Source organism: Acidimicrobiia bacterium (assembly GCA_040878325.1).
Taxonomy (GTDB): Bacteria; Actinomycetota; Acidimicrobiia; order Spongiisociales; family UBA11373; genus JAUYIV01.
The window spans coordinates 144,369-162,848 of the sequence record JBBDMM010000010.1; the positions used below are offsets into that span (position 1 = coordinate 144,369).

At 65.6% G+C, this 18,480-nt stretch carries 16 protein-coding genes and 3 pseudogenes; 13 read left to right on the forward strand and 6 right to left on the reverse strand.

What is annotated here, in order from left to right:
- The first annotated feature begins 41 nt into the window (after positions 1–41).
- Together WD184_05775 and WD184_05780 are read left to right on the forward strand one after the other, a co-directional pair.
- Positions 42–1,793 (forward strand): ABC transporter ATP-binding protein, encoded by a 1,752-nt coding sequence (locus tag WD184_05775; GenBank protein MEX0826242.1) that lies wholly within the window; start codon positions 42–44, stop codon positions 1,791–1,793.
- Positions 1,790–3,547, forward strand: a complete 1,758-nt coding sequence (locus WD184_05780) for an ABC transporter ATP-binding protein (GenBank protein ID MEX0826243.1) — start codon at positions 1,790–1,792, stop codon at positions 3,545–3,547. Before WD184_05775 ends, WD184_05780 begins: the two co-directional genes overlap by 4 nt.
- 183 nt (positions 3,548–3,730) lie before the next feature.
- Here WD184_05780 and WD184_05785 read toward each other — a convergent pair whose 3' ends face one another.
- Both WD184_05785 and WD184_05790 read right to left on the reverse strand, forming a co-directional pair.
- The gene (locus tag WD184_05785; protein ID MEX0826244.1) at positions 3,731–4,168 is read right to left on the reverse strand and encodes a GNAT family N-acetyltransferase; all 438 of its coding nucleotides are present in this window, start codon (positions 4,166–4,168) and stop codon (positions 3,731–3,733) included.
- A complete protein-coding gene (locus WD184_05790) occupies positions 4,165–5,184 on the reverse strand; it encodes a zinc-binding dehydrogenase (protein MEX0826245.1) in 1,020 nt (339 codons plus the stop codon). Before WD184_05790 ends, WD184_05785 begins: the two co-directional genes overlap by 4 nt.
- A gap of 195 nt (positions 5,185–5,379) precedes the next feature.
- On the opposite strand from WD184_05790, the gene WD184_05795 reads away from it, so the two are divergent.
- Both WD184_05795 and WD184_05800 read left to right on the forward strand, forming a co-directional pair.
- Positions 5,380–5,619, forward strand: coding sequence for a hypothetical protein (locus WD184_05795; GenBank protein MEX0826246.1), 240 nt, complete (start codon positions 5,380–5,382; stop codon positions 5,617–5,619).
- Positions 5,620–5,695: 76 nt separating this feature from the next.
- The gene (locus WD184_05800; GenBank protein ID MEX0826247.1) at positions 5,696–6,757 is read left to right on the forward strand and encodes a hypothetical protein; all 1,062 of its coding nucleotides are present in this window, start codon (positions 5,696–5,698) and stop codon (positions 6,755–6,757) included.
- Between the two features lie 187 nt (positions 6,758–6,944).
- On the opposite strand, the gene infA is transcribed toward WD184_05800, so the two are convergent.
- Together infA and WD184_05810 are read right to left on the reverse strand one after the other, a co-directional pair.
- Positions 6,945–7,172, reverse strand: coding sequence for a translation initiation factor IF-1 (gene infA / locus WD184_05805; GenBank protein MEX0826248.1), 228 nt, complete (start codon positions 7,170–7,172; stop codon positions 6,945–6,947).
- A gap of 74 nt (positions 7,173–7,246) precedes the next feature.
- Positions 7,247–7,678 carry a hypothetical protein gene (locus tag WD184_05810; protein MEX0826249.1) on the reverse strand — a complete coding sequence of 144 codons (432 nt, stop codon included), beginning with the start codon at positions 7,676–7,678 and terminating at the stop codon, positions 7,247–7,249.
- 280 nt (positions 7,679–7,958) lie between these two features.
- Here WD184_05810 and sufB point away from each other — a divergent pair.
- The 5 genes and pseudogenes from sufB (at position 7,959) to nucS (ending at position 12,052) form a co-directional block, all read left to right on the forward strand.
- A pseudogene (gene sufB, locus WD184_05815) lies at positions 7,959–8,876 on the forward strand (Fe-S cluster assembly protein SufB).
- A 573-nt stretch (positions 8,877–9,449) separates the two neighbouring features.
- Positions 9,450–10,064 (forward strand): annotated as a pseudogene (locus tag WD184_05820) (LAGLIDADG family homing endonuclease).
- Positions 10,065–10,586 (forward strand): annotated as a pseudogene (locus WD184_05825) (SufD family Fe-S cluster assembly protein).
- A gap of 143 nt (positions 10,587–10,729) precedes the next feature.
- Complete coding sequence (locus WD184_05830; protein ID MEX0826250.1) at positions 10,730–11,215, forward strand: DinB family protein; 486 nt, start codon at positions 10,730–10,732, stop codon at positions 11,213–11,215.
- 171 nt (positions 11,216–11,386) lie between these two features.
- Positions 11,387–12,052 (forward strand): endonuclease NucS, encoded by a 666-nt coding sequence (gene nucS / locus WD184_05835; GenBank protein MEX0826251.1) that lies wholly within the window; start codon positions 11,387–11,389, stop codon positions 12,050–12,052.
- 159 nt (positions 12,053–12,211) lie between these two features.
- Here nucS and WD184_05840 read toward each other — a convergent pair whose 3' ends face one another.
- On the reverse strand, positions 12,212–13,132 hold the full coding sequence (locus WD184_05840; protein ID MEX0826252.1) for a sigma-70 family RNA polymerase sigma factor: 921 nt from the start codon (positions 13,130–13,132) through the stop codon (positions 12,212–12,214).
- 287 nt (positions 13,133–13,419) lie between these two features.
- On the reverse strand, positions 13,420–15,216 hold the full coding sequence (locus WD184_05845; protein MEX0826253.1) for an SLC13 family permease: 1,797 nt from the start codon (positions 15,214–15,216) through the stop codon (positions 13,420–13,422).
- An 83-nt stretch (positions 15,217–15,299) separates the two neighbouring features.
- Here WD184_05845 and WD184_05850 point away from each other — a divergent pair, with 83 nt between their 5' ends.
- The 4 genes from WD184_05850 (at position 15,300) to sufC (ending at position 18,436) form a co-directional block, all read left to right on the forward strand.
- Positions 15,300–15,980: a uracil-DNA glycosylase gene (locus tag WD184_05850; GenBank protein MEX0826254.1), complete on the forward strand. Its 681-nt coding sequence runs from the start codon at positions 15,300–15,302 to the stop codon at positions 15,978–15,980.
- A gap of 133 nt (positions 15,981–16,113) precedes the next feature.
- Entirely contained in the window at positions 16,114–17,349 is a 1,236-nt protein-coding gene (sufD, locus tag WD184_05855; GenBank protein ID MEX0826255.1) for a Fe-S cluster assembly protein SufD, read from the forward strand.
- On the forward strand, positions 17,346–17,675 hold the full coding sequence (locus tag WD184_05860) for a non-heme iron oxygenase ferredoxin subunit (protein MEX0826256.1): 330 nt from the start codon (positions 17,346–17,348) through the stop codon (positions 17,673–17,675). Before sufD ends, WD184_05860 begins: the two co-directional genes overlap by 4 nt.
- Positions 17,672–18,436, forward strand: coding sequence for a Fe-S cluster assembly ATPase SufC (sufC, locus tag WD184_05865; protein ID MEX0826257.1), 765 nt, complete (start codon positions 17,672–17,674; stop codon positions 18,434–18,436). Before WD184_05860 ends, sufC begins: the two co-directional genes overlap by 4 nt.
- Positions 18,437–18,480 lie beyond the last annotated feature (44 nt).

Consider the following 18,480-nt stretch of genomic DNA (forward strand, 5'->3'; position numbering starts at 1 on the left):
GGCCGACCTTCGGTCGGCCTGCCCGCGGCTACCGTCGGCGGGTGACGTCGGGGATGCGGGAAAGCGAGGCGGACGCCGGTTTTCGGCTGCTCACCCGGACCCTGTTGGGTTATCGGCGCGACATGGCGCTCGCCATCGGCGGGGCGCTTTTGTGGATGGTGATGACGGTGGCGGTGCCCTACCTGGTCAGCCGGGTGGTCGACGAGGCACTCCTCGGAGAACAGGGCACCGACCTCGGTGGTCTTGTGCTCCTCCTTCTCGGGGCAGGGGTGCTGCTGGGAATCGGCATCGGGGCTCGTCGGTATTACGGCTTTCGGCTCTCCTATCGGGCCGAGACCGACCTCCGCAATCGGATGTTCGAGCACATCCAGCGGATGGCGTTCTCCTTCCACGATGTCACCAGCACCGGTGAGCTGATGGCCCGGGCGTCGAGCGACCTGTCGCAGGTACGCCTGATCTACGCGATGACTCCGATCACGGTCGCCAACATCGGGATGTTTCTCTCGGTGGCGGTGATGCTCGTGGTTCTCGATCCGGTGCTGGGACTGGTGACCTCGCTCACCGTGCCGCTGGTCCTGTTTCTGGCGCGTCGTTACGCCAAGCGCGTGCTGAAGCTGTCGTTCGAAGTGCAGCAGCGATTGGCCGACTTGAGCCGGGTGGTCGAGGATTCCATCGGCGGGATCCAGGTGATCAAGTCGTATGGTCAGGAAGACCAGGAGCAGGCCAAGCTGGACGTGGCGGCCGAGCGAATCTTCGATCGCGGTACTCGCCTGGCCCGGATTCGAGCGGCTTACGCCCCGCTTTTCGAGATGGTCCCGTCGTTCGCCAACATCGCCGTGTTGCTACTGGGCGGATTCCGGGTGGTGTCGGGTCACATCACCCTCGGCGAGTTCGTTGCGTTCACCCAGTACCTCGCACTGTTGAACTTCCCTTTGCGCATCACCGGGTGGTACTTCGCGCAGATTCCGCGGGCCACCGCCGCAGCCACGCGGATTCAAACATTGCTCGGACAGGCGCCGGCGATCACCAATCCTACGGCTTCGGTGCCCGTCCCGCCGGGGCCGGGCGAGGTGCGGTTCCACCAGGTGTCGTTCGCCTACCCCGGCGGCCCGGCCGTGCTCGAGCGGGTCGACCTGACGATCCCCGGCGGGAGCTCCTTCGCACTGGTAGGCCCGACCGGCTCGGGAAAGACCACCATTGCTCACCTCATACCGCGGTTCCGCGACGTCGATGGCGGGGCGATCACCCTCGACGGCCTCGACGTCCGCAAGATCGACCTCGATGAACTGCGGCGGGAGGTGGCCGTGGTGTTCCAGGAGACCTTCCTCTTCTCCGCGCCGGTACGCGAAAACATCTCATTCGGCGATCCCACGGCCACCGACGAGCAGATCCGTCTCGCCGCCCGGTTGGCCCAGGCTCACGACTTCATAACCGCACTGCCGGAGGGTTACGACACGATCGTGGGCGAACGCGGCCACTCGCTGTCCGGAGGCCAGCGGCAACGAGTCGCACTCGCCCGCGCGGTGCTGCGCGATCCCCGGGTACTGATCCTCGACGATGCCACCTCCTCGGTCGACGCGATCGTTGAGGCGGAGATGCTGGCCGCCCTGGAGCAGGTGATGAAGGGCCGCACCACGATCATCATCGCCCATCGGACTTCGACCCTGGCTCTGGTCGATCAGGTGGTGTTCATGGACGAGGGTCAGATCGTCGCCACCGGTCCGCACGCGCACCTCTTGGCGACCGTCCCGCGCTATGGCGAGGTTCTCGCTCAGGTCGAGGCTACGCCATGACAGACGCCGACCGCCCGAGCTCTGGTCTCATCGGTCGGGCCGCCCGACTGGGTCGCGGCCTGGGACGGGCGCTGCTGGGTGCGACGGTGGCAACAGTGGTGGCCACCATCGCCCGGCTGCTGGGCCCGATCGCCATTCGCGTCGGCATCGACGACGGGATCACGGCAAGTGATCGGTCGCTGATCGTCATCGCCGCGGCCGCGTTCACCGCGCTGCTCATCATGCAGTACGTGGCGCAACGGATTGCCCAGTACGCCGTGGCGTGGCTCGGCGAGCGGTATCTGCAGATGCTGCGCTCGAGGGTGTTCTCCCACCTGATGCGCCTCGACATGGGGTTCTACGGCCGCACCAAGGCTGGGGTCTTGGTCAGCCGGATGACCAACGACATCGAATCGGTGCAGGACTTCGCCGAGGAGGGTGCCGTGACCCTGGTCACCAACGTGTTGACCCTGTTCGGGGTGACGGTGGCGATGGTGCTGGTGGACCCCACCGTCGCCGGGCAGGTGCTGCTGCTGATCATCTTCTTGGTGGGCCTCTCGTACGTGTTCCAGCGATTCGCCGGCCGCGCCTACCGCGAGGTGCGGGAACAGATCGGAAGGGTGCTGGCCACGCTGCAGGAGGGGATCACCGGAGTCCGAGTCGTCCAAGCCTTCACCCGTGAGCGTGAGCAGGCCGGAGAGTTCGGCCGCGTGAACGAGAAGTATTACGAGGCGAACATGAACACCGCCCGGGCGGTCGCCTGGTACTTCCCCGCGGTAGCCTTCCTGCGCATCGCCGGGTACGGCATCGTCCTCTACTTCGGTGGCAGACGGGTGGTGTCGGGCGACCTCTCGTTTGGCACGCTGGTGTCGATGCTGCTCTACCTCGACTGGTTCTTCCAGCCGATCATCAACCTCTCCCAGGTCTACAACCAGATGCAGTCGGCGGCGGCCGCCCTCTCGAAGCTGTTTCGCCTCCTCGATACGCCACCGGCCGTGGCCGATCTCCGTGGTGCCGATGATCTGCCGGGTCGACTGTCCGGCGAGGTGGTGCTCGAGGGCGTCTCGTTCGGGTACGAGCCCGGCTTGCTCGTGGTCGAGGACGTCGATCTGCAGATCGCGCCGGGGGAGCGGATCGCCATCGTGGGTGAGACGGGTGCCGGCAAGTCGACCCTGGCGCGGCTGGTACTCCGGTTCTACGACCCGACCGTCGGCCGGGTGCTGATCGATGGGCACGACCTCAAGTCGGTCACGAGAGAGGCACGGGCGCGGCACGCGGTGCTCATTCCTCAGGAGGGCTTCCTGTTCAACGGAACGCTGCGCGAGAACCTGCGTTACGCGCGCCCGGGCGCGGGTGACGAAGAACTGTGGGAGGTCTGCCGGGCCATCGGCATCGAAGAATGGGTGCGCGAGCTGCCCGAGCGGTTTGACACGCTGGTCAGGGAACGCGGCGGCCGGTTCTCGGCGGGGGAGAGGCAGTTGATCGCCCTCGCCCGCGCCCTACTGGTCGACCCGGCAGTGATCGTCCTCGACGAGGCCACGGCGAATCTCGACCCCGAAACGGAAGCGCGCGTCGAGCGGGCGCTGCACACCCTGCTCGAGAGCCGGACCGCCATCGTCATCGCCCATCGCCTACGCAGCGCCGAGCGCGCCGACCGGGTGGTGATGATGGACGCGGGACGGGTGATCGCCCTGGGATCCCACGCCCAATTGCTCAGCACCAGCCCCGAATACCAACGCCTGGTGAGCGTGTGGGAGCGCGGCGTGTTGAGGTGATCATGGGCGTTCACCGTACTCGCGGACGAGTGGCGATAGGCAATACGCGATAAGCAATTCGACAGAAACCATTGAGCGCTCCTCCAGATGGTCAGCCGTTCGCGTCGGCTAGCCGGAGTCGCGTCGGAGGCCGATCTACGCGCTCTGTCGTATTGCGTATCGCGTATTGCGAATTGCGCTTCGTCACGCGGTCTCACCTCTCCTCATCATCCAGGCTTCGGGGTGGTCCAGGGCGGTGAACCCGAATTGTCGGTAGAGCTCATGCGCGTCGGCGGTGGCGAGGGCGAAACGTTTGATCTCCCTGAGGCGCGGGTGCTGGGTCGCCGCCTCGACCAGCGCCTTGCCGAGCCCGGTTCCACGGTGCGCCGTGACCACGAACACGTCGCACAGCCAGGCGAAAGTGGCGAAGTCGGTGACCACCCGGGCGCCGCCGACCATCTCGCCTGATTCCGCGTATGCCCCGAAATTGAGGCTGTGGGCGACCGCCATCTCGACTGTCTCCCTCGTTCGGCCCCGGGCCCAATACGACTCCTCGTCGAGCCACCGTCGGATCAGGTCGAGGTCCAGTCGGGCCGGATCGGTCGAGATCGTGTATCGGCCGTGGTGGAGTTCGATCGTCACGGCTGCACCATCAGTCGCCCCACGATTCGGCGCTCGCCGCGGGCGGCGGTCCGGATCACGTCGGCGGCTTCGTCCAGGGCCACTCTCTCAATGGGCGGGGGCTGGAGGGCGCCCTCCCCTAAGGCTGCCAGTACTGCCTCGGCGTCGCCGGGAAGGCTCCCGTAGGAGCCGGTGAGGGTGTACTCGTGGTTCGACCAGAGCACCGGAGGGAGGGTGACCAGAGGCTCGGTTCCGACTCCGACCACCACGGCGACGCCACCCGGTCGCAGGCACTTGACCGCGGCGTCGACGGTCGCCGCCCGGCCGACGAATTCGAGGGCAGTGTCGACTCCGCCATCCGTCAGCAGCTTCACCTGCCGGCCGAGCGAGGTTCCGGGCTCGACCAGGACAACCTCGTCTGCCCCGAGCCGGCGGGCCTCCTCGAGCCGATCGGGGTCGATGTCGGCGGCGATGACGGGACCCGCCCCAAGGTTGCGGGCGATCTGCAGTGCATACCCTCCGAGTCCGCCTACACCGATGATGGCCACCGAGTCGCCGGCGCGCACGCCGGCCCGGCGGGTGACGGCGTGAAACGCGGTCGCCCCGGCGTCGACCGCGGTCGCGGCTACCTCGGGGGAGAGTTCTGGCGGACGGCGGATGAGCATGTCAGCCCGAACCCGAACCAGGTCGGCGAGGCCCCCATCGGTGTGGATTCCCATGACCTCGGATCGCTCGCAGAGGCTTACTCGCCCCTCCAGGCACCGCCGGCATTCCCCGCAGTGTCCTCCGGCGGCCACCAGGACCGGGCTGGAGACAGGCCACCCGTCGATGGAGGACTGGTCGACGGTTCCGGCTATCTCGTGGCCCAAAGTGATCGGGGTATGGGCAGTTCGGGCGGTTCCGTCGAGGAAGTGGAGGTCCGACCCGCAGACCCCGCACGCCTCGACCCGGACGATCACCTCCCCGTCTCCCGCGATCGGCTCAGTGATGTGTTCGAGCCGCAGGTCCCCTACCCCATGAAATCGCAGCGCCCGCATCCCCGCAGTCTTCCAGATGACCGGCCGGGTGGGTCGATCCGTTCCGGGGAAATCGGAATCGACTCCTCTTCCTGACTAGTCCCACCCCGCGAAGGCGAATGGCGTCGCCGAAACTACAGAAAGTGTTGAAGCGACGACTCTCTGCACATAGCATGCGACCCGGGTCCTTTTCTCTCTCTCATCCCTGAGGTCTGAATGCGCAGTCTTGTCGTCGCCGCCGTCCTGCTCGTTGGATTGGCCCTGGCCCCGGAGGCAGGCGCCACCGGGCCGCGCGACCTGGCCGTTTCCGGGTCGCTCGCCGCCGCGCGGCTGGCGACGGGCGGGGTCGAGGACTCCGCAGTCCACTACGCCGGCGTCAACACGCCCCAGTTGTCGGCCAACCAGCGGCAGCGACTCGACGGCAGCGATCCCGTCCACCAGGTGGGCGTGACTTGATCGCCTCGGGGTGGCGTGATTGGTCGCCGCCACGGGGATAGCATGACTACCAGTTCAGGCGGGTGATGGAGGGCAAATGTCGAACATTGTCCATGTCGTTGGCACCGGGACCATCGGGGAGCCCTTGATCGGGCTCCTCGCCGACTACCGCGAGGCCTTCGGTATCGACGAGGTCACCTTCCACAAGCGCACTCCGATGATCGAGGAGCGCGCCAAGGTCAAGGACCTCGTTGGCCGCGGCGCCGTTCTCGCGGTGGATGCGGATCGACGCTCCTCGTTCGAGGAGATTGGCCACAATCCCAAGCTGGAGACCATGGAGGCGATCGAGCGGGCGTCGGTGGTCATCGACTGCACCCCGGCCGGTAACGCCAACAAGGTCGATCACTACGAGCAGGCGCGTGGACCGCTGGGTTTCCTTGCTCAGGGCTCCGAGTTCGGGTTCGGCAAGATGTATGCCCGGGGCATCAACGACGATGCGTTGGTCCGGGGTCACGACCGGTTCATCCACGTGGTGTCGTGCAACACCCACAACATCTCGGTGCTGATCAAGACGCTCGCCTTCGACGAGGGGGGAACGGTCTCGCACCTCGAGAACGGCCGGTTCCTGTGCATGCGTCGGGCGAATGACATCAGCCAGGACAGCGGCTTTGCCCCGAGCCCGTCGGTGGGCCGCCATGACGACGCCCGCTTCGGCACTCACCACGCCCGCGACGCCCATCACCTGTTCGAGACGCTGGGTCACGACCTACCGGTCTTCTCGTCGGCGGTGAAGCTCCCGACCCAGTACATGCACGCCCTGCACTTCAGTCTGGTACTCGATGAGGAGATCACCGTCGAGGGTGCGATCGACCGGCTGAGCGCCAACCGACGGGTGGCTTTGACCCACAAGCGGTCTGCCAACCAGATCTTCTCCTTCGGACGGGACCACGGCTACTACGGCCGAATCCTCAGCCAGACGGTGCTGCCGATCGAGACATTGGCGGTGCGTAACGGCAACGAGCTCGTCGGATTCTGCTTCACCCCCCAGGACGGCAACGCCCTGCTCTCGTCGATCGCGGCGACCCTCTGGTACCTCCACCCCGAAGGAGTAGGCGACCGCCTCGACATCCTCCGGCGCTACCTGTTCCAGGAGGTCTAGGCCCGAGCTCCGCTCGGGCCGGCAATTCGCAATTCGTAGGTCGGGCGGCTCGCGTCCTGCACATCTCCGGAGGCATCTCTAATCCGTCAGGTCGCCGCTCGTCGCAACTCGACAGAATCGCGACATGAGGGGCGAGCGCGATCCTTCGAATTGCTAATCGCGGGAGGACGCCCGAAGGGCGTCCGACTCACGTCCGATAGCGCCAGACGATGCGGCCGCGGCTGGGGTCGTAGACCGAGAGGTCGATGTCGACCTTGTCGCCGGGGAGGATGCGGATGTAGCGGCCCCGGCGCATCTTGCCGGAGGCGCGGGCGAGCACTTCGAGACCGCCTTCGATCTCTACTTTGAACATGGCGTTGGGAAGGGTCTCGAGGACCGTCCCCTGCACGCGTACGACGTCATCTTGTTTGGTCACATTGTCTCCGATGCGGGATTCCGAACCCGCGCGAATCAAGGGTAGCGGGTAAGGAGGCCGCCAAAGGCGGCCGACTAATCATCCAGTCGTGCCACCTCGGCGGCGACCTCCGCCGCGGGGCGTCCCGTTGGATCCACCGTCACCCACGCGACGCCTGCCCGGGCGGCTCGGGCGGAACCGACGAGGATCACGCGGGGGACCGAACATGCGGTGACGGCGGCGAGCCAGCCGTCGATCACCGAATCCGGTCCGTCGGCGAATGCGAGGTCCCGACCGTCGGCAGCAGCCTCGGCGACCAGAACCGCGGTGAAACAGCCGAAAACGGCACCCTCCACGTGGGTGGAGTCACTGATGTCACCGACGGCAACCTTGAATCCGGCCGCACGCAGGGGCTCGCCCGCCGCCGCAGTCCCCACGAACGCCCGCAGCTCACCCGGGCGGCCACGGAAGGTGTCGACGATTGCCGCGCCCAGCGGCGAATCGGCTCCTATGACGATGACCGGCATGGGCCGGAGGATACCGACACCGAAATCGACCGAACAGGGGTTCGACGGAATCTGACAAAATTGGAACTAATAGCGGTGGGTTCGTGTTGTAATGGTCGTAGCGGGGCGCCGGACACGGGTCGGTCTTCCCCCCACTCCCCACACCGTTTCCGGCGCACCGCTCTTTTTGGAAGTCCCGGGTCGGCCCTACAGAGGGCCGGTCCCGGGTACACAGACCGCTGATTCGGGACGCTCGTGACTGGGTACCATCCCGCGGCGAGCGCGCATCGAGGGGATCTCCATGGCAAAAGTCGACATCGACCTCGGCAAGTACCAACTGGGTTGGGCTGACACCGAGGCCGACTACGTGTTCAAGCCCCAGAAGGGGCTGAACGAGGAGATCATCCGCTCCATATCGGCCATGAAGAAGGAACCCGACTGGATGCTGGCGTTCCGGCTCAAGGCGTACCAGCGCTTCCTTCGCAAGCCCATCCCCAAGTGGGGCGGCGGCGGGATGCTCGACGAGATCGACTTCGACGACATCTACTACTACATCAAGCCGATGGAGGGCCAGGCCAAGGACTGGGACATGGTCCCGGACTCCATCAAGGAGACCTACGAGAAGCTCGGCATCCCCCAGGCAGAGCGCAAGTACCTGGCGGGGGTCACCGCGCAATATGAGTCCGAGGTGGTGTACCACCGCAACCGCGAGGACCTCGAGGAGCTCGGGGTGCTGTTCTGCGACATGGACACCGCCCTGCGCGAGTACCCCGACATCGTGAAGCAGTACTTCGGGACCATCATCCCGCCCAACGACAACAAGTTCGCCGCCCTCAATTCGGCCGTGTGGTCGGGCGGATCGTTCATCTACGTACCGCCGGGGGTGCACGTCGATCAGCCGCTGCAGGCCTACTTCCGGATCAATGCCGAGAACATGGGCCAGTTCGAGCGGACCTTGATCATCGTCGACGAGGGTGCCTACTGCCACTACGTCGAGGGATGCTCGGCCCCCACCTACTCGACCGACTCGCTCCACTCGGCAGTGGTCGAGATCGTCGTGAAGGAAGGCGGCCGCTGCCGCTACACCACGATCCAGAACTGGTCGAACAATGTCTACAACCTCGTGACCAAGCGCGCCGCGGCGTACCGCAACGCCACCATGGAGTGGATCGACGGGAATTTGGGCTGCCTCGCAGAGGGGTCACGGGTGACGACGCGCTCCGGTGTGAAGCCTATCGAACGAGTCGTCCCGGGCGAGGAAGTCCTCTCGTTTGACGAGGATGCCGGCGAACTCGTCTGGCGACCGGTGGTCGCCAAGCGGTTCTCCGGAGTCCAGCCGGTGCGTGAGGTGCGGATCGCCAACCGGCGGCTTCGTGTGACGGACAATCATCCGTTCTTCTCGTACAAGTACCACCCCACCCACGCCAAGAAGTCCGGTCGCTACGAACTCGGCTATGTCCGAGCGGACGAGGTGCAGGAAGCGATCGTGCCGATCAGCTCGACAGACTTCGGCGTTCCCAAGAAATTGGACACCCCCGCCACGACATCCGTCTTCTGGGGCTCGAACCAGTATGCGGAGAATCTTGAGTCGAGTCGCGAGCGAATCTCTCGCCTGGCGCTGCCTGAGGAGACGACCGACGATCTCATGTGGCTCTTCGGGCTGTATCTCGCTGATGGATCTACCGATTCACAAGCAGCGGCGAACGGTGGGCGTCGTTGGGCGAAGGTCACGTTCTCCGTTCCTGACGCTGACCGGGCTCGAGCGCGTCTGCTGGAAGTGATGGCCCGTCTGATGCCTGGTGTCAGTCGTACCCGGCGGTCCGATGGCGTGACGGTGACCTGGAGCAGTGTTGAATTCGCGGAACTACTCGATGGCTTGGGGCTCACCGGAAAGGCCACCACGAAGCGGGTTCCCGAGTGGGTTCTCGACCTTCCGGAGTCGCAGCGGCTTTCATTCGTAGCCGGGTTCTTGGATGGCGACGGCTGCGCGGCGATAGGGCGCAGAGGCGTGAGCGCCAAGTCCGTGAGTCGCGAGCTGCTCGACGGCGTCGCCGACGTGCTGCTGACGCTGGGCATCACCGCTCGGGTCCGCACGGAGTTCGCTGAGCCCAGAGAGGTCGAAATCCTCGGCGTCCAGGCGACCGCGAGGGGCAGTCACCAACTGGAGTGCGTCGCAGATACCAGGCTCGTGCTGCATCTGGCGCCCGCGCTGCGACAGGCGATCACACGACAGGAGCCAGCAAGTTTGCGGTACTTCCGGCGGGTGGGGCGGTCGTCGATAGAACTTCCCGAGACCGTGGAAATCCGAAGAGTCGACCGCGATGAGTCCGTGGAGAGTGTTCCCACGTGGGACATTGAAGTGGCCGGCACCGGGAACTTCGTGTCGGAAGGCTTCATTGTTCACAACTCCAAGCTCACCATGAAGTATCCGGCGGTGTGGCTGATGGAAGAGGGCGCCCATGGTGAGGTGCTCTCGATCGCCTTTGCCGGCGAGGGTCAACATCTCGATGCCGGTGCCAAGATCGTCCACGCTGCCCCCAACACCACGTCGCTGATTACCTCCAAGTCGATTTCGAAGGACGGAGGCCGGGGTGGGTACCGCGGACTCGTCCGGGTGGAGAACGGCGCCGAGAACGTGAAGTCCTTCGTTCGGTGCGACGCTCTGATCCTCGACGACAAGAGCCGATCGGACACCTACCCGTACATGGAGATCGAGGAGTCCGACGCTCAGATCGGCCACGAGGCCACGGTGTCGAAGGTGGGCGACGACCAGTTGTTCTACCTGATGAGCCGCGGCCTCAGCGAACCCGAGGCGACCGCGATGATCGTCGCCGGCTTCATCGAACCGATCGTCAAGGAACTCCCCATGGAGTACGCGGTCGAGTTGAACCGTCTCATCGAGCTGCAGATGGAGGGTTCTGTGGGTTGACCGCCACAGGCGGTCAACCAACAGAACCTTGGGAGTTCGTCCTTCGGCCGAACTCCAGGGCTCGGTCGGCTGAGCCGAAGGCTCGGCTTCAATCCGTCAGCAGGAAGGCGAGCCGGGCGACGCCCGGCCTGTAGCCTGGCTCGATGGACATCGATCTGGTCAGCCGTGGGTTCAAGCGCAACGTGCAGATCGTCGAGGCCCAGGCGGCGGGGCTGACTCACGAGGATTCGTTGATGCAGTCTCCCTACAACGTGAACTGCTTCAACTTCGTGGTGGGGCACATCGTCACCAGCCGCAATGCCTTGTTCCGCAACATCGACGGCGAAGGGTTGTGGAGCAGCGACGACGGTCTCGAGCGATACCGCCGGGAGGCCGATCCGATCCACGAGGACGGGGAGGGCGTCTGGAAGCTGCCCGACCTGCTGGAGGCTTTGCGGGTGACCCAGGCGAAGATCGAGGGACGCATCGGCGCGGCTACCCCCGAGTACCTGGCTGAGGAGATCGAGGTCGAGGGCCGGTCGGCCTCGCGCGATGCTCGCATCCTCTTCGCCTACTTCCACGACACCTATCACACCGGCCAGACCGACATCCTCCGCCAACTGTCCGGCAAGAGTGACCACTTGATCTAGCCCGCCTGCGGCGGTCTAGATCAGTCCCCAGTCCCCAGTCTCCAGTCCCCAGCAAGAAGGCCCTGGATCGACGCCAGCAGTCGGGCGAGTCTTCGCCTTGCGGAAGCCGGAACGCCATCCTCTTCCTGGAGACTGGCGACTGGAGACTGGTGACTAAGTAGCCTCCCCCTAATGCGCCTCGTTGTTGCCCGTTGCAGTGTCACCTATACGGGGCGACTCGATGCTCAACTGCCATCGGCGGTTCGGCTGCTGATGGTGAAGGCGGATGGCTGCGTCGCCATTCATGCCGATGGCGGGGCGTACAAGCCGCTGAACTGGATGAATTCTCCCAACCACCTCGACGAGCAGGAGGGCCGGTGGCTGGTCACCAACCCGAAGGGCGAAGCGCTCGTCATCGACATCGAGGAGATCATCTCCGACACCGCCCACGATCTAGGGGTCGACCCCGGCTTGTCGAAAGATGGGGTCGAATCGAACCTCCAGGAACTGCTCGCCGACCGCCCCTGGGCGATCGAGGACGGCCTGGAGATGCTCGAACGAGAGTACTTCACCGATATCGGGCCGGTAGATCTGCTGTGCCGCGACTCCGACGGGCAGGTGGTGGCCGTCGAGATCAAACGCAAAGGCGAAATCGATGGTGTCGAGCAACTCGCCCGCTACTTGGAGTTCCTCAACCGCGAACCCGCCCTCGCCCCGGTTCGCGGAATCTTCGCCGCCCAATCGGTGACCCCCCAAGCCCGCAAACTCGCCGTCGACCGCGGCATCACCTGGGCAGAGGTCGACTACGAGGCCCTCAAAGGGATGGAGGGCAGGGCGCCGAGGTTGTTCGAGGTGTGAGTCGGCCGCCCTTTGGGCGGCCTCCGGCGATGGTCGGCCCGCCTACGGCAGGCCTCCTGCGATAGGGCATTCGCCGGAACCGCGAACAGGTGCTCTTTGACGTTCACGACTCTCGCCAATCGCTAATCGCCAATCGCGGAGCGAGCGCAGCGAGCCCCTCTACAACAGACTCTCAAGATCGAACTCACTGCTTGGATGCCGCAGTTTCGCCAGGGCACGGCCTTCAATTTGGCGGATGCGCTCGCGGGTGAGTTCGAACTTCTTGCCGACGTCGCTCAGGGTCCGCGGGGGTGAGCCGTCGAGGCCGTAGCGGAGCACGATCACTTCGCGTTCCTGGTCTTCGAGCATCTTCATTGCTGCCTCGAGCTGCAGCCGGGCGGATGCCTCGGCGGCCGCTTCGAAAGGGTCGAGGGCATCGGCGTCTTCCACGAAATCGCCGAGCTCGGCATCTCCTTCGGTGCCTACCGGCCGTTCGAGCGAAACGGTGTCGCCGGGCGCCGTCAGGGCGATCTCAACCCGCTCGAGGTCGAGACCGCTGGTGTGTGCGATCTCTGCCATCGTCGGCTGTCGGTGCAATTTCTCGGAAAGGGTGAGCGCGGTCTCCTGCACGGTGCGGACCACGTCGACCATGTGGACGGGGAGTCGGATGGTTCTTCCCTGGTTCCCCAACCCCCGCGTGATCGCCTGGCGAATCCACCAGGTGGCGTAGGTGGAGAATTTGAAGCCTTTGCGCCAGTCGAATTTCTCCACCGCCCGGATCAGGCCGAGGTTGCCTTCTTGGACCAGGTCGAGGAGATCGAGGCCGCGGCCTGTGTACCGCTTGGCGATCGAAATGACGAGACGGAGGTTCGACCGGATGAACTCCGCCTTCGCCTCGTCGGCGGCGTGGACCTCCCGATAGAGGGTGGCCCGCTCGGTCGGGCTGAGTTTCGCGGTGGACTCGAGCCGGGCCTGCGCCTTGCGGCCGACTTCCATCGCGCGGGAGAGGCGGACTTCGTCCTCGGCGGTGAGCAGCTCGTGCGCGGCGACCGATTCGAGATACATCCCGATCCCGTCAGCCAGTGGCGAGACCTCACGCAACCGCTTGACCAATGCCCCAACCCCTTCCAGCGCCGGAGGGGCGGAACGGTATCACGGGGGGTCGGCCCGCCGCAAAGGGTGTCCACAGGCGAATGTGGATAATCCCCTTGGCTGAAAGTCCAACCGTTTGGCCCACTGAGCAGGGAGAGGCTGATGTGGGGAGACTTGTCAACGCCGGAGTTACCCACTTGTGGACAAGTGGTTGTGAACAGGCGCTGTGGACTACAAGACCAAGGAACTGGGTTCTAAACGGTTCTTGCGGGAGGCGGGAAGCGGGAAGCGGGCCCTCACCCGATCGGGGTGAAGGGCCATACGCGAGGTACGACCAGCATCGTCACCGCGAAGATCAGCACGGTGAGCGGTGCACCCACCTTTGGAAAGTCGCTGAACCGATAGTTGCCGACGCCATACACCAGCACGTTTGCCTGGTGGCCGATCGGGGTCAGGAAGGTGGACGAGGCACCGATGGCGACAGCCATGAGGAACGGGTACGGCTCGAAGCCCAACCCGACAGCGATGGCGATGGCGATCGGTGCGACCAGGACCGAGGCTGCGGCGTTCGACATCACCGACGTGATGATCGTGGTGAACACGAAGAGGACCGCGAGCAACACGAGCGGACCGGAGTCGCCGGCGATGTCGACCAATCGGTCCGCCAGCCATTGGGCGGTGCCCGTGTGGTCGTCATCCATGGCGATGCTGAGAGGCAGCATGAAGGCGATGAGGAAGATGACCCGCCACTCCACGTCGCGGTACATCTCGTCGGGGCGTATGCAGCCGGTGGCGACCATGAGAAGCACCCCGAGCATCCCCGCGACCGAGATGTGCAGCAACCCGAACGCTGCGGTGACGATCGCCACGGCCATGCTGGCCAGCGCGAGCGGGACCTTGCGGGGGAAGCGACGCTTCGAATCGATTCGGTTGACCATCAGAAAGTCACGGCTTGCCGCCATGTCCGCGATGGCACGCTCCGGGCCCTGGACCAGAAGCACGTCCCCGACCTCGAGGGGTATCGATATGAATCGTTCGCGGATCGTCTCGCCGCGTCGCCGCAGCGCCAGCACGAGCACGCCGTAGCGGCGGCGCACCTGGCCCCGTTCGATCATGGTGCCGATGAGCCACGATCCTGGTGCGATCGCGGCTTCGCCGAGGATGGTGTCCTCGGGGGTCAAGGCCGCAGCCGTCAGCTTCGTCTCGGCGTAGGGCACCAGGGGTCGCGAGGTCTCCCCGACGAGATTGGTGATGCTTCCCTCGACGACGAGGCGATCGCCCACCCGAAGTACCAGGTCGGGGGTGGGTGACAGGAAGATTCGGCCCTGATCCGTCTGTCTCATCACGCGGAGCACCGTGAGGCCGAGCTTCGCGGGGATCCTGCTCTCGGCGAGTGGCTTGTCGGCAAACTCTGAACCCTCGGGGACGATCAGTTCGGTCAGGTAGTCCTGGAGTGCGTACTTCTCCGTGAGGTCATTCTGAAGCGCGCGATCCGGCAGCAGATGGCGCCCGACCAGGGCCATGTAGACGGCGCCGACTGCCATCACCGCCAGTCCCGTGATGAGAAAGTCGAACATCGCGAAGCCCTCCCACCCGTGGTCTTCGAGCGCGATCGACACCAGGAGGTTCGGCGGCGTCCCGATGAGCGTGGTGAGGCCACCCAGCAGTGACCCGAACGCCAGTGGGATGAGCAGCTTTGTCGCGGGGTAGCCGGTATGCCTGGTGATGAGGAACATCGAGGGCAGTAGCACGGCTACAGCGCCGATGTTGTTCATGAACGCCGACATCACACCCACGGCGATCATCACGACGAGGGTGAGCAGGATCGGGCTCGATCCGCCTCCCTTGGCGACGACCTTGGCGAGCCAGTCGGCCACCCCGGCCCGAACCAGCCCGGCGCTGAGGATGAACATGGCGATCACCGTGATCACCGCAGGGTTCGAGAAGCCGGAGAATCCCTCGGCGATCGTGACGGTGTCGGTGAGGAGCAGCACGAGGGTCACCCCGAGGGCCACGATGTCAGGTCGGGTCACCTCGAGGGCGAAGAGCACGAGGGCGCCGATGATCAAACCGAGGACCAGGGCGTGTTCCATGGGGTTGGGCGAGTGTAGGAAGTGGCCCGGGGACAAGCGGGCACCCGCTTGCGGGCGCCGATTCGCCCTACCGTCGGGCCTCGATGGACCTCGACACGCTTTCGGCGAGGATCGCGCAATGCCGACGCTGCCCCCGGCTGGTCGCCTGGCGCGAGCAGGTGGCGGTCGAGAAGCGAGCCGCCTATCAGCACGAGAACTACTGGGGCAAGCCGGTGCCAGGGTTCGGCGACCCGAACGCTCGACTGCTTGTACTCGGCCTGGCGCCGGGCGCCCATGGCGCCAACCGCACCGGGCGGATGTTCACCGGCGACCGATCCGGCGAATGGCTGTTCCGGGCGATGTTCGCCAGCGGTTTCGCCAGCCAGCCCGCATCTGAACACCGTGGAGACGGTCTGTACCTGACCGATGCCTGGGTAACCGCCCCGGTGCGGTGCGCCCCGCCCGACAACAAGCCGCTGGTCTCGGAGAGGGACAACTGCCGACCCTGGCTCCACCAGGAACTCGACTTATTGCCTCAACTTCGGGTGGTCCTCTGTCTCGGAGGTTTCGCGTGGGTGAATGCCCACCAGGCGCTCGAGCAGCGCGGCATCACGGTTCCCAGGCCGAGACCGCCATTCACCCATGGCGCGAGGTCCCAGACCAGCGGCCCCCTGATCCTCGCCTCCTACCACGTGAGCCAACAGAACACCTTCACCGGAAGACTCACTGAGAGCATGTTGCGCGAGGTGTTCGAGAGCGCCAAGGCTGAACTGGTTTCAGGCTGAGCGCTGCGAAAGGCGAAGAGCGAAAGGCGAAACCCGGCTGGACGCGATCTAAGGGTCCGGCGGGGTTTCGCCCATCGCCTTTCGCTTTTCGCCTTACTACCAATACCATCCGCCACCCCTACCGAGGCCTCTGTTGCTCCCACTCGACCGCTCGACGCACCAACGCGTTGCCAGCGCCCTTGACGCCGCCGTCCAGGAGCGGGCGGCCCGTGCGTTCGAGCAGTTCGAGGCGATGCCGCATCCCACGGAGAAGGACGAGGACTGGCGCTACGTCGAACTCGACTTCGACCTTGCCGACTACGCCATTGCCGACGCGCCAGGAACTGCTCTGGGCAGCCATGAGATCGAGCGTCTGCTGGGCCCTTTGGCCGGCAAGGCGGTCAACATCGACGGCCACACCATCTCGGTCGACGGCGGCGACGGCGTCGAGGTCAAGGCAGGTCTCGGTGCGGTGAGTCCCACCGGGACCGTGCTCAGCGACCGGTTCGCCGCGCTCCACGATGCCTTTGCCCGTGACGGGGTGATCGTCTCGACCAAGGCGGGGGCCCAACCCGAAGCCCCAGTGCTGATCGACCTGCAGACGGTGACCGACGGCGGACTGGCCTTGCCGCGGATCTCGGTGGTCGCCGGTGAGCAATCGTCGGTGTCGGTAGTCGTGCTTCAGCGGTCCCCTGACGGCATCGCCTCGCTCGTGGTGCCCGCCTTCGAGGTCTCCGCGGGTGCGGCGGCCCGGGTGGAGGTGACCGTGATCCAGGAATGGGGGGACGACACGGTCTCGATCGCCGCCCACCGAATGGCCTCAGGCCGCGACGCCTCGCTCTACCTCGCCGAGGCGGGGTACGGCGGCCGGTACAGCCGGCTTCGCCTTGCTGTCGACCTGGTGGGGGCGGGCGCCGGAGCAAAGATCGTCGGCGTCTACTTCGGAGATGGCGAGCAGACCCTCGATTACCGCTACTACATGCGCCACGCCGCCCGAAGCACGACCTCGGAGATGTTCCTCAAGGGGGCGGTCGCCGACCATGCCAAGTCGGTGTTCTCAGGGCTGATCCGGATAGAGAAGGAGGGGCAGAAGACCAACGCCCACCAGACCAACCGGAATCTGGTGCTATCCGACGGGGCGGAGGCGCACTCGGTCCCCAACCTGGAGATCCTCGCCGACGATGTCCGCTGCGGTCACGGCTCGGCGGTGGGTCCCCTCGACGAGGAGCAGCGGTACTACCTGCAGAGCCGGGGCCTCGACCGTCCCCGGGCCGACCGGCTTCAGGTGAAGGGGTTCTTCGAGGAGGCGATCCAGCGCTTCCCCTACCGGGCGCTCGATTCGCACCTGCGCGACATCGCGCTCGACAAGTACGCCGCGGTGGCATTGTGATACAGCGTTTTCCGATCGCCCGGATCGAAGAGTTGCCGCTGGGCACCGGCCTTCTGGTCGAGGTTGCCGGCCACCGGATCGCCCTCTTCCGCATCGGCGACGATGTCTACGGCATCGGCGACCGCTGCAGCCACGCCGAGGCGTCTCTCGCCGAGGGCGAGTTGTTCGACAACATGGTCGAGTGCCCCCGCCACGGCTCGGAGTTCGACGTGACCAACGGCAAGCCGCACACCCTTCCGGCGACCCAGCCCGTGCCGGTGTACGAGATCATCCGTGATGGCAACGACCTTTATGTCGACGTCGAGCCGGTGGAGGAGAACGAATGAACGCTCTTGAGATCTCCGGGCTGGTGGTCCGCTTCGGCGAGTTGACCATCCTTGACGGGGTCGACCTCGCCGTTCCCTTCGGGGAACTCCACGTGCTGATGGGTCCCAACGGCTCGGGGAAGTCGACGCTGTGCCATGCGGCGATGGGCCGCCCCGGATACGAGGCCGCCGGCTCGGTGAAGGTCAACGGCGTCGAAGTGCTCGGCAAGCCGGTGGAGGATCGGGCCCGCGCCGGGTTGTTCGAAGGCTTCCAGTACCCGGTCGAGGTAGCGGGGGTGACGCTGCGGGAGTTGATCGCGGAGATGGCCCTCGTCGGTGGACCCGAGGTGGGGGAGCGGGCACTGCAGGCGGCGGTCGACCTCGACCTCGAACCGTTCATCGACCGCTTCGTCAACGTCGGCCTATCAGGGGGCGAGAAAAAGAAGTCGGAGATCGTCCAGTTGCTCGGGCTGAGCCCCAAGGCGGCGATCCTCGACGAGATCGACTCTGGCCTCGACGTCGACGCAGTGCGCGATGTCGCCGGAGCGGTGCAGGGGATGCGCGGGCCTGAACTCGGCGTGCTGGTGATCACCCACTACGCCCGGGTGCTGCGCTATCTCGACGTCGACCGGGTCCACGTGATGATGAAGGGCAAGATCGTCCGCAGCGGAGGCCGCGAACTCGCCGACGAACTCGACTCGGTCGGCTACGAAGGCATCCGCAAGGAACTTGGCCTGGAGGCGGAGCAGGAGGAGTCGGGGGACTTCCTCAAGGGGTTGTGATCCCCGTTGGGGTGGAGGTGGGGGTCGGCTCGCCAACGCAGCAT